This window comes from Pseudonocardia cypriaca (genome assembly GCF_006717045.1).
Lineage (GTDB): Bacteria > Actinomycetota > Actinomycetes > Mycobacteriales > Pseudonocardiaceae > Pseudonocardia > Pseudonocardia cypriaca.
This window is the reverse complement of sequence record NZ_VFPH01000002.1, coordinates 1264693-1278949: the sequence shown is the minus strand read 5'-3', so window position 1 is coordinate 1278949 and position 14257 is coordinate 1264693. Positions and strand designations below refer to the sequence as shown.

Sequence of the window (14257 nt, the reverse complement as noted above, 5' to 3'; positions counted from 1 at the left end):
GGGTTCGACGCTTCAGCAGCTGTTCTGGATCTCCTCGGCCACCGAGCACGCGTCGGTGCGCTCGTCGCCGGTGGCGACGGCGACCCGCTGCAGGAGCGCGCGCAGGGTGTCGCGCTCGGCCGGGTCGAGCGGGCCGAGGACGTGCTCCTCGACCCTGCGCAGCCGGCGCTCGACGTCGCAGAGCCGAGCCGTGCCGGCCTCGGTGAGCACGACCCGCCGGGCGCGGCGGTCGGCGGGGTCGGGCTTGCGCTCGACGAGCCCCGCCTTCTCGAGGTCGTCGAGGAGGTAGGTCATCACGGTGCGGTCGACGCCGAGGTGTTGGGCCATCGCGAGCTGGGTGCCCGCGTCGCCCCGGGCCGCGGAGGTGAGGACCTGGTAGCCGCGTGGGCCGCCGGGGAGGTCGGCCACCGCTTGGGCGGCGATGCGCAGGTAGGAGCGCGTGATCGTGCCCAGCACCCAGCCCAGGTCGGACTCGACGTTCGAGGGGCTGGTCACACGCCGATCGTACCGGGGAATGTGTCGTCCGAGACGCTCTGTTGACACGATCGTCTGCGTAACAGACGATCTGGAAGCCAGCGCACATCTCGTGGAGGAGTCTCGATGACCTTGTTCCGGTTGGACAGCAGCATCCAGGGCGACGCGTCCGTGAGCCGGGCCGTGGCCGACGCGGTGGAGCGCGCATGGCGCGACCACCACCCCGAGCCGAAGGTGGTTCGCCTCGACCTCGCAGCGAACCCGGTGCCGGCCGACGCGTGGCCGCTCGCGGTGTCCGCCTTGTTCACCCCCGAGGGCGAGCGCACCCCCCAGCAGCGGGCCGCCGTCACGCTGGCCTCGTCGCTCGCGGACGAGCTGCTCGACGCCGACGCCGCCCTCATCGCGGCGCCGCTGTACAACTTCGGCGTCTCGCAGAACCTGAAGATGTGGATCGACCTCGTGCTCACCGATCCGCGCTTCGCTCCCGGTTCCGCCCCGCTCACCGGCCGGCCGGTCACCGTCGTGGTCTCGCGGGGCGGCGGCTACGGCCCCGGCACCCCGCGCGAGGGGTGGGACCACGGCACGCCCTACGTGCAGCGCATCTTCGGTGACGTGCTCGGCGCCGACGTCACCGTGGTGGCCGCCGAGCTGACGCTGGCCGAGATGAAGCCGGAGATGGCCCACCTGCGCGAGCTCGCCGCCGCGTCCCGTGCCCGGGCGATGGAGGACGCCGCCGCCACCGGTCGCGCCCTCGCCGAGCGCGTCGCCCCCGCAACCGCCGCCCGGTAACCGACGAACGGCGTGCTCCTCGGGTAGGTGGGCCCTCGCGGGGGTATCGCGAAGGCGAGTGCAGCCGACCCGGGAGGACGTGTCATGGTCGCCTTCGGCTACTCCTTGCTCTGCGAGCAGCGCGGACCCCACGAGCTCGTGTCCGACGCGGTCGGGGCGGAGGACGCGGGCTTCGACTTCGCGGTGATCAGCGACCACTACTTCCCGTGGCTGGACAGCCAGGGGCACGCGCCGAACGCGTGGCCGGTGCTGGGAGCCGTGGCGGCGGCCACCGAGCGGATCCCGCTCATGACGTACGTGACGTGCCCGATCATGCGCTACCACCCGGTGGTCGTGGCGCAGCAGGCGGCGACCGTCGCACTGCTCGCGGGCGACGGTCGCTTCTGCCTCGGGCTCGGCTCGGGCGAGAACCTGAACGAGCACGTGATCGGGGCCGGGTGGCCGCCGGTGAACGTGCGGCACGAGATGCTCGGGGAAGCTCTCGAGATCATCGGGGAGCTGTTCGCCGGCGGTTACGTCAACCGCAGCGGCACGCACTACCGCGTCGACTCCGCGAAGCTGTGGGACTGTCCCGAGGCCGGCGTCCCGATCGCCGTGGCGGTGTCGGGGGAGCAGTCCGTGGGGTCGTTCGCGCGGGTGGCCGACGCGATGATCGCCGTCGAGCCGCAGCCGGAGCTGGTGCGGGCATTCGACTCGGCCGCGGGCACGGTCCTGCCCAAGATCGGCCAGCAGCCGATGTGCTGGGACCCGGAGCGCGACGCGGCGGTGGCACGCGCCCACGACCAGTTCCGCTGGTTCGCGGGCGGCTGGAAGGTCAACGCCGAGCTGCCCGGCACTGCCGCGTTCGCCGCGGCCACCCAGTTCGTGACGCCCGACGACGTCGCGGGCGCGATCCCGTGCGGGCCGGACGTGGCGGCGCACGTCGAGGCCGTGCGCCCGTTCGTCGATGCGGGTTTCACCCACGTCGCCCTGGTGCAGGTGGGCGGTGAGACGCAGCCCGGCTACCTGGCCTTCGCCGAGCGGGAGCTGCTCCCCGCGCTGCGCGAGGAGTACGGCAAGTCGGAGGCCCCCGCCATCCGCGTGCGGTGAGTGGAAAGGATTGCAACGCTTACATCCACCGCACTTCCTCGTCCGTCGACTCTCCTGGCAAGAGGGGGTTGACTCCGGCCGTAAACGGTTTCAGACTTCCGTGCGCAATGGCCGACCAACGACGGAGGCTCCGTGGCGCCGACGATCCGGGACGTCGCCCGTGCGGCAGGGGTCTCGCAGGCCACCGTCTCCCGGGCGCTCTCGATGCCCGACCTGGTGCGTGCCACCACGCGGGCCCGGGTGGAGGCGGCCGCGCGGGAGCTGGGCTACCGGCCCAACCGGGCGGCGCGGGGCCTGATCACCGGGCGCACGGGCAACCTCGGCCTGATCGTCCCTGACCTGTCGAACCCGTTCTTCGCGGCGGTCGTGAAGGGCGTGCAGGCCGCGGCGCGGGCGGCGGACCACTCGGTGTTCATCGCCGACACCGACGAGGAGCCCGGCGTGGAGGTCGACCTGCTGCGGGCGCTCGCCAAGCAGGTGGACGGCCTGATCCTCTGCTCGCCGCGGGCGCCCGACGACGAGCTCGCCGGCGTCGACCCCGACACCACGCTCGTGCTGATGAACCGCGAGGCGGGCGAGCGGCCGAGCGTCACCGTCGACAACGCCGACGGCATGCGGCAGGCCCTCGAACACCTCGCGGCGCTGGGGCACCGCCGCGTCGCATTCGTCGCCGGCCCGCGCACGTCGTGGTCGAACGCGCAGCGGGAGAGCGGGCTGCGCCGCAGCGCGGAGGCGGGCGCGATCGACCTCGTGCACCTCGGGCACTTCCCGCCGCAGTTCGAGGGCGGCGTCGCGGCGGCCGACCTCGCGGTCGCGTCCGGGGCCACCGCCGTGATCGCCTACAACGACCTCGTCGCGCTCGGCCTGCTCAGCCGCCTCGGCGTCCGCGGCATCCCGGTGCCGTCGGCCATGAGCGTGGTCGGGTGCGACGACATCGGGATGTCGGCCATGAGCCACCCCGCCCTCACCACGGTCTCCGTGCCCAAGCGAGCGGCCGGCCGGGCCACCGTCGGGCTGCTGCTGTCACTGCTCGACGCGGGTCCCGATTCGGGCCCGATGCACCGTCAACTGCCCACTCAGCTCATCGTGCGCGGCACGACGGGCGTCGCGCCCAACTCCTGAGACGAAGGGAACCACCCGATGACCATGCATTGGCGCAGGGCAATCACAGCGGGCGGGATCAGCGCGATCCTGCTGCTGGCCGGCTGCGGCGCCCCCGAGGGACCGGGCGCCGCGCAGGTGCCGGCGGGTGAGGTACCGGAGCGCCCGTCCCAGCCGGTGACGCTCAACATCCTCGACGTCGCCGGCAACCTGCAGCTCACGCAGGGGATGATCGACGACTTCGTGGCGAAGAACCCGGACATCGTGTCGCGCGTGACCACGGAGAAGGCCGCCGCGCCCGAGATGGCCGGCAAGATCAAGGCGCAGCAGGACGCAGGCCGGCTCGGCATCGACATGGTGCTCACCGGCACCGACGGCCTGTCCGCCGGCACCGAGCAGGGCCTGTTCACGCCGCTGCTGCCGCAGTTCGCCGACCGGCTGAAGGGGATGCAGGACTACCAGGAGCCGGCTGCGGCGATGCAGCAGCTGGCCGGGGACTTCGGCGTCGTCGTCACGTACTACCCGTCGGGGCCGCTCATCGAGTACGCCCCGGACCGGGTGCCGAACCCGCCGAAGACCGCGCAGGAGCTGCTCGCCTACGCGCAGGCCAACCCCGGCAAGGTCGGTTACGCCCGGCCGGCGAACTCCGGGCCCGGCCGCACCTTCCTCATGGGCCTGCCCTACATCCTCGGCGACTCCGACCCGAAGGACCCCGTCAACGGGTGGCAGAAGACCTGGGCGTACCTCGCCGAGCTGGACAAGACGATCACGTCCTACCCGACCGGCACGGCCGACACGATGAAGAACCTGGCCAACGGCACCTACGACATCATCGCCTCCACCACCGGCTGGGACATCAACCCGCGCGCGCTGGGCACCGTGCCCGCCGACTACAAGGTGGGCACGCTCGACGGCTTCACCTGGGTCACCGACGCGCACTACGCCGCCGTCCCGAAGGGCGTCTCGGCCGACAAGCAGGCCGCCCTGCTCGCGCTGATCTCGTTCATGCTCACGCCTGAGCAGCAGGCGAAGGCCTACGACACCGGCTACTTCTACCCGGGCCCGGCCGTCGAGGGCGTCACCCTGGAGATGGCGCCGCCGGAGTCGCAGCAGGTGATCCGCCAGTTCGGCCGCCCCGAGTACGAGGCGCTGATCGCGAACAACCCGAAGGCCACCCCGCTCGCCACGAAGGACATCGTCGCGGCGTTCGACCGCTGGGACCGCGAGATCGGAGGGGGCAACTCGTGACAGGGGACTTCCGGGAGCTTCGCCTCGACGGCGTCGGGCGCCGGTTCTCCGGCAAGGACGCGCTGGCCGACCTCGACCTCACGATCCGGGCGGGCGAGTTCATCGCCCTGCTCGGGCCGTCGGGGTGCGGCAAGTCGACGGCGCTGAACTGCCTCGCAGGCCTGCTGCCGCTGACGTCCGGCAGCATCTGGCAGGACGAGAAGCGGATCGACGTGCTGCCGCCGGAGAAGCGCGGGTTCGGCATGGTGTTCCAGAGCTACGCCCTCTTCCCGCACATGTCGGTGCGCCGCAACGTCGCCTTCGGGCTGCAGATGCGCCGGCTGCCGCGGGCGGAGGTCGCGCGGCGCACCGAGGAGGCCATCCGCCTCGTCCAGCTCGAGGAGCACGCCTCGAAGCTGCCCGGCCAGCTGTCGGGCGGGCAGCAGCAGCGCGTCGCGATCGCCCGCGCCGTCGTGCTGGAGCCCTCGCTCGTGCTCATGGACGAGCCGCTGTCCAACCTCGACGCCAAGCTGCGGCTGGAGATGCGCACCGAGATCCGCAGGCTGCACCAGTCGCTCGGGCTCACGACCGTCTACGTCACGCACGACCAGGAGGAGGCGCTGTCGCTGGCCGACCGCCTCGTCGTGCTGCGGGCGGGCCGCGTGCAGCAGGTCGGCACTCCCGAGGAGCTGCACACCCGCCCGGTCAACTGGCACGTGGCCGACTTCATGGGCTTCCGCAACCTCTTCGAGCTCACGGCGGCGCAGGTGTCCGGCGGTGACGTCGTGGTCGAGGGGGAGGGGATGCGCCTCACCGGCACCGCGGTCGGGACGGTCGCGGCCGGCTCGCGCGTCGTCGCCGCCGTGCGCCCGGACGACGTGCGCGTGGTCGCCACGGACCGGGACAACGACCTCGTCGTCGACGTCGAGGTGGTCGAGTACCAGGGCCGGGAGCTCGCCGTGGAGGTCCGCACCGGAGCCGGGCGCGCCCTGCACCTGCGCACCGACCAGCGGCTCGCACCCGGCGACCGGGTGGCCCTCGCGATCGATCCGCAGCGGCTGCTGGTCTACCCGCTCGCCCCCGGTGAGCAGGCCCCCGCACCGCTCGCCGAGGTGGGCGCCGAGGCCGAGGCGGTGCCGTCGTGACCGCCACCCTGGAGCGGCAGGCGCAGGCGCCCGCGCTGCGCCACCGGCTGGCCGAGCGTGGCGTGGACCGGCAGTTGCTGCTGCTCGCTCCCGCCGTGCTGTTCGTCGTGCTGCTGTTCCTCTACCCGTTCTTCTACGGGCTGCAGCTGTCGTTCGCGCCGAAGGAAGGCGGGCCGCTCGCCAGCTACGCCGCGTTCTTCGCCGACCCGTACCAGCGGGGCACCATCTGGATCACCCTCGGCCTCGCGCTGCCGGCCGCACTGCTCAACGTGCTGGCGTCGGTGCCGATCGCGTACCGGATGCGCGGCAGCTTCCGCGGCAAGCGGCTGCTCACCACCGTGCTGGTCGTGCCGATCACGCTCGGCACCGTGCTCACGGCGCAGGGCCTGCTCAACTTCCTCGGCCCGGCGGGGTGGTTCAACAAGGTCCTCTCCGCGTTCGGGGTGGACGAGCCGGTGCGGCTGGTCGGCAACTACTGGGGCGTGTTCTTCTCCCTGGTGATCACCGGGTTCCCGTTCGCGTTCCTGCTGATCCTGTCCTACCTGTCCGGCATCGACCCCACCCTCGAACGGGCCGCCGCCACGCTGGGCGCCGACTGGAAGGCCCGCTTCCGCCACATCACGCTCCCGCTGCTCGCGCCGGGGCTCGCCACCACTTTCTGCCTGGCGTTCGTGCTCGCGTTCAGCGTGTTCCCATCGGCGGTGCTGGTCGGCAACCCGGCGGGGGAGACCCGCGTGCTGGCGCTCGCCGCCTACCAGGCCGCGTACGAGCAGTACGACTACTCGCTGGCCTCGGCGATCGCGATGGTGATGGGCGCGGTCGAGCTGATCGTCATCGCACTGGTGCTGCTGTGGCGGTCGCGGCTCTACACCGGCACGACGGGAGGCAAGGGCTGATGGCCGCCGTCGTTCCCGAGCGGCGCCGGATCGTCGCGAGCCCCGCGGCGTGGCTCGTGTGGGGCGTCGTGGCGTTCTTCCTGGTCAACCTGGCCGGGGTCGTCGGGTCGGTGCTCGTCAGCTCGTTCGGCACGCAGTGGTTCGGCACCTGGCTGCCCGAGGGGTTCACCACGCACTGGTACGCCGACGCATGGCGCAGCTTCGGCCTGTTCGACGTCGTCAGCGTCACCCTGCAGGTGTCGCTGCTCGTGGTGCTGATCTCGGTGCTGATCGGCGTGCCGGCCTCGTACGTGCTGGCCCGCCGCACCTTCCCCGGCAAGAACCTCGTGTACTTCGCGTTCCTGCTGCCGATCCTCATGCCGCCGATCACCTACGGCATCCCGCTCGCCACCGTGCTCTACAAGTACGGCTTCGCCGGCAACATGTCCGGCGTGGTGCTGGCGAACCTGGTGCCGTCGGTGCCGTTCGTGATCCTCACGATGACCCCGTTCATCGAGCAGATCAACCCGAGCATCGAGTCCGCCGCCCGGATGTGCGGGGCGGGGATGCGGGCGCTCTTCCTGCGCGTGCTCGGCCCGCTGCTGGTGCCGGGCATCCTGGCCGCGTCGATCCTGGTGCTGGTCCGGACCGTCGGGATGTTCGAGCTGACGTTCCTGACGGCGGGTCCGGACTCCCAGACCCTCGTCGTGGCGCTGTACTACTCGATGTCGGCGGCCGGGATCAGGGCGCAGCAGTCGGTCGACGCGATGGCCGTGATCTACACGTCCACGATGCTGGTGCTGCTGGTGATCGCGCTGCGGTACGTGAACCCGACGCAGCTCGTAGCGCGGGTGAAGGAGGCGCCGGAGCCGTGAGCCGCGTCAGGCGATGCGGGCCAGCGCGTCCTCCGGGCTCAGCGTCGCCCCGTGCTCGAAGGCGGCGGTGAAGCCCGGCTCGCCCAACGCGAGCCGGGCCGGCGCGGCGATCCGGTCGATCTCGGCGCGTTCGGACGGAGCCGCCGGCACGGAGACCGACCGCCGGATGGTGTCGGCGACACCGAGCAGCCGCGCCGCTGCCCGGTGCTGACCCGCGGAGCCGACCGCCCCCGCCAGCCCTTCCAGCGCGAGCGCGACCATGCGTCGTTCACCCCTGGCCCGTGCGGTGGTGAAGCCTTCGAGGTGCAGCCGCCTGGCCTCGGCCCGATCACCGCGTTGCTCGGCGAGGAAGCCGAGCTCGGTCAGCACGAGCGGCAGGTACAGCGGCGGTGGCTCGCCCTCCTGGCGCGGCTCGGCCGCGCGTACGAGCCCGGTCAGGTAGCGCTCCGCGCGGTCGAGGTCGCCCCGCCTGCGGCTGGCGAACCCGAGACACAGCTCCGCGAAGATCTCGCCCACCCGGTATCCCTGCTCGCGGGCCAGGCGGCGGGCCTCGTGGGCGAGATCGCACGCCCGCCGGTGGTCGCGCTGCTGCACGGCGATCCACGCCAGCGACCCCAACCCGACCGAGACCTCGGACCACAGACCGAGCTCCTCGGCCATCCGCAGCCCTTCGTGCTCCAACCGGGACGCCTCGGCGTGGTCGCCGAGCGCCTCCGCCCGGCCGCCGAGCCGCGTCGTCGCCTGCGCGAGTCCCCAGCGGTCGCCGAGCTCGCGGAACAGCGCGGCGCTCCGCCCGGCGTCACGCTGGACCGCGTCCAGGTCGTCCACGAGATACCCGAGTCGCGCACGGGTGCTGAGCGCCGCTGCGACGCCCCAGTCGTCGCCGGCCTCGTGGAACGCGGTCAAGGCTCGCTCGAGTCGTTTCTCGACCGCCGAGACGTCCCCGAAGTCGATCTCCGCGTACGCCAGGAACCACTCGGCCCTGCCCCGCTCGGCCGGGTCGTCGAGCTGTTCCCACAGCGGTTCGGCAGCCGGGTCGGGCCGCTCACCCAGCAGGCACCCGACTCCGGCCTGCCAGGCTGCGGCCCTCGCCCGCAGCATCGCAGGCGCCTCCCCGTCGAGCGCGGTCGCCGCGCGGAGCCGCTGCGCCGCCTCGACGAGCCTGCCGCGCAGGAACCAGTACCAGGTCAGGGCGACGACGAGCCGGAGCGCCCGTTCCGCGTCACGGTGCGTCGTGGCGCGGTCGAGCGCGCTCCGCAGGTTGGCCGTCTCCGCGTCCAGCCGGCGCAGCCACTCGCGCTGGTCCGGTCCGTACAGCCCGGGCGCGGCGCGCTCGGCGAGCGAGGTGTAGTAGCGGCCGTGACGCTCCCGGATCCGCTCGGTCTCGGCCGCCTCCGTGAGACGGTCGGCGCAGTAGGCGGCCACCGACTCCAGCAGCCGGTAGCGCGGGCCGTCGGCGTGGTGCACGACCGACACGAGGGAACGGTCGACGAGGCGGGCGAGCAGGCAGGCCACGTCGATGCCGTCCTCGGCGCCCACCTGTTCCGCCGCCTCGATCGTGCACCCGTCGGCGTGGACCGCCAGCCGCCGCAGGACGATCCGCTCGGGCTCGGTGAGCAGCTCCCAGCTCCACCCGATCACCGCCTGCAGCGTCTGCTGGCGGGCGGGGGAGTCGCGGTGGCCGGCCGCCAGCAGCCGGAACCGGTCGTCCAGCCGCGCGACCAGCTCGTGCACGCCCAGCGCCCTGACCCGGGTGGCCGCCAGCTCCAACGCCAGCGGTAGCCCGTCCAGCCGGCGGCAGAGCACCTCCACCGCGCCTGCGGTGCTCGCGTCGAGGACGAACCCCGCCGCGGACGCCCTGGCCGTGAACAGCCGGACGGCCTCGGGCACCTCCAGCGGCGGGACGCCCCGCACGACCTCGCCCTGCAGCCCGAGCGGCTCCCGGCTGGTCGCGAGTATCCGCAGGTCCGGCGCCGCCCGCAGCAGCCGGCCGGCCAGCGCGGCGACCCCGTCGACGACGTGCTCGCAGTTGTCGAGCACCAGCAGCAGCCGCCTGGTGCGCAAGGCGTCCACGAGCCGCTCTGACGAGGGCTTCCCCTCGCCCACCACGTCGCGCACGCCGAGCGCCTCCATCACCACGTCCGCTGCGTCCGAGGTCGAACCCGGCGCAAGCGAGCCCAGCTCCGCGAACCATGCGCCGTCGTCGAAGGCGTCGACCAGACCGCGCGCGACCTCCGTCGCCAAGCGCGTCTTCCCCACCCCTCCCGGCCCGGTGAGCGTGACCAACCGGGCCGTCCCCAGCGCGGAGCGGATCCCGCTCACGTCGTCGGCGCGACCCACCAGGTCCGTGAGCGGGGCGGGGAGGTTGCTGCGCGGCCGGGTTCGCAGGACGGCGACGTCGAGCGAGGGATCGCGCGTCAGGATCGCGCGGTGCAGGGCGACCAGGTCGTCGCCCGGGTCGAGCCCCAGCTCGTCGGCCAGCCGGGCGCGCAGCGCCGCGTAGCCGGCCAGCGCCTCCGGCTGGCGCCCGGACAGGTACAGGGCGCGCATGTGGAGACCGCACAACCGCTCCCTCAGCGGGTGGGCGGCCACCAGCTCGGCGAGCTCGGCGACCAGCTCCCCGCTCTCACCCGACGACAGCCGCGCCTCGGCCTGCTCCTCCAGCGCCGTCAGCCGCTCCTCGTTCAGCCGGGCCGCGGCGACCTCCACGAACGGCTCGTCGGCGAAATCGGAAAAGGCCGGCCCCCGCCACAGCGCCAAGGCATCGGACAGCAGGGCGACCCTGGCCCGCGGATCGTGGGTGCGGCGAGCCTGCGCGGTGAGCGTCCGGAACCGGTGGGCGTCCACGGCGCCCGCATCGATCCGCAGGCGGTAGCCGGGCGGCGGCGACACGACCAGCCGCCGGGCACCGGGCTCCGCGTCCTCCAGCGCCTTGCGCAGCTGGCTGGCCTTCGCCGACAGCGTGCCGGCCGGGTTGCCCGGCAGGTCATCGCCCCACAGGTCGTGGACCAGCCGGGCTCCGCTCACCGCACGGCCCTCGTGCAGGAGCAGGACGGCTAGCAGCGCACGGACCTTCCGGCCCGGAACGGGCACGGGCTCACCGTCGGCTGTCCACACCGCCACGGGGCCCAGCACCCCGAAGAGCATGCGGCACGATAACGCGCCCCCGCAGCCGACCGTCAACAAACCGTAAACGCCCTCCGCCACGGTGCTCCCAACCCACCGACCACGGAGGCAAGCCATGGGCAAGATCATCAACTCGACATTCGTCAGCCTCGACGGAGTCATGAACCACATGCAGGCCTGGCACTTCGACTTCACCGACGAGGAGCACGACCGGGCCAACGAAGAGCTGCTCCTCGAGGCGGACGCCCTCCTGATGGGCCGCGCGACCTACGAGGTGTACGCCGCCGTCTGGCCAGGCCGGGACGGCTCGTCCGCCGAGCGGCTCAACAAGATGCAGAAGTACGTCGCCTCCACCACCCTGGACAAGGCCGACTGGGAGAACACCACGATCATCACCGACCTCGTCGGGACGGTGGAGAAGCTCAGGTCCGAGCCGGGCGACGTCCTGATCCACGGATTCGGCTCCGTCTCCCACACCCTGCTGCAGCACGGCCTGCTCGACGTGCTGCACCTGTGGGTCAACCCGCGGTTCGCCGGGGTGGGCACGATCGACGACACCCTGGTGCGGGAAGGCACCAACACGCGGATGAAGCTGGTCGGTACGCGCGCTTTGGCATCTGGGGTGGTGGTTCTGACCTACGAGACCTGATTCCGCTTCGTGGATATCGGCTGCGGTTGGCGCGCCGTTCCCGGCACCCCTGCTGTTCTCGCCGCCACTCCACCTCCCAGGCGTCCGGTGCATTCACCTCGGCCGCGTCGACCTCGCCAGTTCTCGCCGTGGCTGGGTTGGCATCACTACCGAATTTCGTGGTTGCTTTGGCGGCCGTCCCCGGCGCGGGGGCACGGCTGTTCTGAACGAGTCCGTCTCTGCCGGGTGGGCGGGGACTGTCCTGTGGTCCCGTTTCGCCTTGGGTTGAGTCGGCGCCTCGCTCACGTCTAGCGCGGGCTGCTGTCCGCGTTCCGCGGAACGCAGTGGCTGCTGCTCACGCCGCGGTTGTGATTCTGCGGGGTAGCAGGGCGTCCAGGATCGGCTGCGGGTCGAGGCGTTCGCCGTACCAGTCGGGGGTGAGGGTTGTGCGGGTGATGCGTAGCCGGGCGCGGGTGTGCATCTCGATCAGGCTTTCGCTGTTGCCGGTCAACGGTGGTGCGATGGTGGGGATGGGGGTGGTGTCGGGGCGGCTGAACTGCCAGCCGTCGGAGGTCCATCGGATGTGGTAGCCGTGGTCGTGGATCAGGCGGTGGTGGAAGCTGCAGATCATGACCAGGTTGTCGACGTCGGTGCGGCCGCCGTGCAGCCAGTGCTGCACGTGGTGGGCGTGCAGGTAGTGGGTGTGGGTGCAGCCGGGGAACCGGCAGCCCGCCCCGTCGCGCACGGTCAACGCCGCGATCTGGGCCGGGGTGGCCAGGCGCCGCGAGCGGCCCAGGTACAGCCGGTTGCCCTCCCGATCGTTGAGCAGCACTTGGACGCGGGCGTCGCAGGAAAGCCGCTGCGCGGTGGCATCGGATAGCTCGGGACCGTCGTTCAGGCGGGCGGTACCGGTGGTGGCGTCCAGGTGCACGATCACCTGCGCCTGCCCGCGCTCGACCACCGGCCCGGCCTCCTTCCCTCCCCCCTTCCGGTTGACCAGGGTGAGCAGGGCATCGGCCCGGCGGGCGGCCACTCGGTCGGCGGCTGGGCCGGGTTCGTGTTCGCGGGCCTGCTGGTCCAGGTCCTGCGGTGCGGGCGGGACCGGATGGCGCACCGGAGTAGAGACCGGTGCCAGGGCCTGGATGGCGGCGATGAGGGTGGCCCCGTCGTCGGGGGTGAGCCGGGCGCGCAGGATCAGGGAGCCGTCCTCGTCCCACTGCCAGGTCAGGGATCGGCGGGCAGCCAGGTCTTCGGGTGGGGTGTGGCGGCGCCGCACGGCCCGCACCACGGTCTCCACGTGGCTGGCGGTGCCGGACAGGGCCACGTCGAGCAGCACCCGTTCCGCGGTCTGCGGGTCCGCGACCGCGGTGTGCCGCAACTCCGAGGCGCCGGCGGCGATGTCGGCGGCGATCCGGGTCAGGGTGGCGGTATCGGACCCGGTGACTCGGGTGATCGCCCGAACCTTCGAGTAGGACACCCGGCCGGCGGCGAACGCCTCGGTGATGCCGGGCAGGTGCTGCAGGGCGTGCGCGACCCGCAGGTGCTCGACGGCGGTGCGCAGGTTCATCCCGGCCCGCCAGGACAGCCAATGCGCACACGAGCGGATCCCGTCCCCACACCAGCCACCCCGCTCATCGAACTCGGCCAGCAACTGCAGGAACCGGCACTCCGCAGCAGCGATGTGGCCCGCCAGACCGAGTAGTTCCGATTCCAGGGCGGGGGTGGTCATGGCCTGCAGCGGGGTGGGCAGCGAAATGACGGCGCCAGACATGGAAACCCCCTGAGATCGGACTATGTTCGAGTTCAGAATGGCACGAGGGTCCGACAATTCCGGGCTGTACGCGTTCCGCGGAACGCAGCGAAAGCAGTCACGTCCTGGTGATCACGGAGAACGGATTCGGCACCACAGGACAATGATTCTTTGCCGACCTGATCTAGGACGAGATGATCAACGTCTGACTGGCCTGGACGAGCACGTTGCCGCGCAGCGCGATCTCAGCGCGCCAGAACCGGACAGCCTCTGCAGGCGTGGGACGTCGACGTACCCGACACTCGCTCCCCCTGCCACGCAGTCTCGCAGCATCTCTGCCATCTCGGCCACGACCTCGTCATCGCCGTCGGTCACTCGCCGCACCTGCATGGTCCTGATCATGCCCTCTAGTAGGTCCGGTAGCGGAGGAGGATGCGGGCCGCGTCCGCGGGGGCCCGGCCCAACTGGTACCGCCTTCCCGTCCCGATCCCTACTCCCAGGCTGTCCCCGTGAGGGGGTAAGGCTGCCCACTGAACCCGGCACCGGTCACGCGCGGATGGCCATGCGAGTGGGTAGCACAGTCCCCAGCTCGGCCGCCGGCATAGTCCGTAGCGAGAAGCGGGTGATCGACGAGGAGTCGTCCGGGCCCGCATCGCACGAGGACAGCCACGAGCAAGCGCTCTGAAGTCTTCCAACGTGCTCGCGGGGGAGGCGGTCGAGCTGCGATCGACGCGCGACGCCGTCCCAGTTGTCGATGGGTGAGCGGAACCCTCGTCAGCGGCTTTCGATCATCGCCAGCGCATCGATCTCGACACGAGCACCCGGAAGTACCAGCCCCGCGACCTGCACGAGCGAACTCGCCGGTCGCGAGACGGCTGCAAGAAACTCGTCACGTGCAGTTCGCACCTCGCCGATATCCGCAAGATCGGTAAGGAAGTACGTCAAGCGGAGTAGGTCCCGTGGCTCCGCACCGGCCGCGCTCAGCGCCCGCCCAAGGTTGGTGAACACTTGCCGGGCCTGTACCAAGGCATCGGACGCGTCGACGAGAGCACCCTCGCGATCAACTGGGAGCTGACCAGAGATGGCAACGAGCCGACCTTCGCCGATCACCGCGTGGCTGTAGCCGTTCGTTGGTCCGAGTCCGTCGGGCCGTTCGAGGTGCTCGATCATGACCACAT

General features: G+C 71.8%; 12 protein-coding genes. 8 read left to right on the top strand and 4 right to left on the bottom strand.

Annotated elements, in window-relative coordinates; all coding sequences use genetic code 11:
* Positions 1–12 precede the first annotated feature (12 nt).
* Positions 13–495 (bottom strand): MarR family winged helix-turn-helix transcriptional regulator, encoded by a 483-nt coding sequence (locus FB388_RS23685; RefSeq protein ID WP_246122333.1) that lies wholly within the window; start codon positions 493–495, stop codon positions 13–15.
* A gap of 105 nt (positions 496–600) precedes the next feature.
* Between FB388_RS23685 and FB388_RS23680 the strand changes: the two genes are divergently transcribed.
* From FB388_RS23680 to FB388_RS23650, 7 genes are all read left to right on the top strand, one after another.
* Positions 601–1263, top strand: coding sequence for an FMN-dependent NADH-azoreductase (locus tag FB388_RS23680; RefSeq protein ID WP_142104388.1), 663 nt, complete (start codon positions 601–603; stop codon positions 1261–1263).
* An 84-nt stretch (positions 1264–1347) separates the two neighbouring features.
* Positions 1348–2352 carry a TIGR03557 family F420-dependent LLM class oxidoreductase gene (locus FB388_RS23675; RefSeq protein WP_142104387.1) on the top strand — a complete coding sequence of 335 codons (1005 nt, stop codon included), beginning with the start codon at positions 1348–1350 and terminating at the stop codon, positions 2350–2352.
* A 132-nt stretch (positions 2353–2484) separates the two neighbouring features.
* A complete protein-coding gene (locus tag FB388_RS23670; RefSeq protein WP_142104386.1) occupies positions 2485–3474 on the top strand; it encodes a LacI family DNA-binding transcriptional regulator in 990 nt (329 codons plus the stop codon).
* An 18-nt stretch (positions 3475–3492) separates the two neighbouring features.
* Positions 3493–4701 carry an extracellular solute-binding protein gene (locus tag FB388_RS23665; protein WP_246122332.1) on the top strand — a complete coding sequence of 403 codons (1209 nt, stop codon included), beginning with the start codon at positions 3493–3495 and terminating at the stop codon, positions 4699–4701.
* A complete protein-coding gene (locus FB388_RS23660; RefSeq protein ID WP_170225803.1) occupies positions 4698–5825 on the top strand; it encodes an ABC transporter ATP-binding protein in 1128 nt (375 codons plus the stop codon). The genes FB388_RS23665 and FB388_RS23660 overlap by 4 nt, the downstream gene beginning before the upstream one ends.
* Complete coding sequence (locus tag FB388_RS23655; protein ID WP_246122330.1) at positions 5822–6721, top strand: ABC transporter permease; 900 nt, start codon at positions 5822–5824, stop codon at positions 6719–6721. The genes FB388_RS23660 and FB388_RS23655 overlap by 4 nt, the downstream gene beginning before the upstream one ends.
* Complete coding sequence (locus tag FB388_RS23650) at positions 6721–7575, top strand: ABC transporter permease (RefSeq protein ID WP_142104384.1); 855 nt, start codon at positions 6721–6723, stop codon at positions 7573–7575. Before FB388_RS23655 ends, FB388_RS23650 begins: the two co-directional genes overlap by 1 nt.
* 6 nt (positions 7576–7581) lie before the next feature.
* On the opposite strand, the gene FB388_RS23645 is transcribed toward FB388_RS23650, so the two are convergent.
* Positions 7582–10722: an ATP-binding protein gene (locus FB388_RS23645; RefSeq protein ID WP_142104383.1), complete on the bottom strand. Its 3141-nt coding sequence runs from the start codon at positions 10720–10722 to the stop codon at positions 7582–7584.
* Between the two features lie 94 nt (positions 10723–10816).
* Between FB388_RS23645 and FB388_RS23640 the strand changes: the two genes are divergently transcribed.
* Positions 10817–11350, top strand: coding sequence for a dihydrofolate reductase family protein (locus tag FB388_RS23640; RefSeq protein ID WP_142104382.1), 534 nt, complete (start codon positions 10817–10819; stop codon positions 11348–11350).
* Between the two features lie 334 nt (positions 11351–11684).
* On the opposite strand, the gene FB388_RS23635 is transcribed toward FB388_RS23640, so the two are convergent.
* Together FB388_RS23635 and FB388_RS23630 are read right to left on the bottom strand one after the other, a co-directional pair.
* Positions 11685–13100: an HNH endonuclease signature motif containing protein gene (locus tag FB388_RS23635; RefSeq protein ID WP_142104381.1), complete on the bottom strand. Its 1416-nt coding sequence runs from the start codon at positions 13098–13100 to the stop codon at positions 11685–11687.
* Between the two features lie 753 nt (positions 13101–13853).
* Entirely contained in the window at positions 13854–14249 is a 396-nt protein-coding gene (locus tag FB388_RS23630) for a RidA family protein (RefSeq protein WP_142104380.1), read from the bottom strand.
* Between the last annotated feature and the right edge of the window lie 8 nt (positions 14250–14257).